The 253-nt window shown below is 67.6% G+C and carries 1 protein-coding gene; it reads right to left on the bottom strand.

Going from position 1 to position 253, the window contains the following annotated elements; translation table 11 throughout:
- The coding region (locus AC0IW9_RS31335) for a FecR domain-containing protein (RefSeq protein WP_471652194.1) at positions 1-253 on the bottom strand (253 nt) is incomplete at both ends.

The raw sequence follows: 253 nt of genomic DNA, 5'->3' as shown, positions 1-253 counted from the left end.
CCACAAAGGGGCGTTGCGGGTCGTGGCGCACGTCGAAGATGGCTCGCCCACGCAACAGCGTCAGATGCCGCACGCGGTCATCGAAGAGCACCTGAATGCGTGTATCGGCATCCAGCTGCACCTCGCTACCGTCGGCCAGTTGCATGCGCCGCAACGCACCGATACCGGTGAACAGCTGCAGCTCCTGGCGCGCGGCATTGCGGGCCAGCAGCCAGGAGCCCAGGCCGCCGAGCAGCAAGCCGCCGAGCATGCC

Source organism: Belnapia sp. AC561 (genome assembly GCF_979252845.1).
The sequence above is the reverse complement of the archived record's forward strand: the minus strand, read 5'-3'. Positions and strand labels throughout refer to the sequence as shown.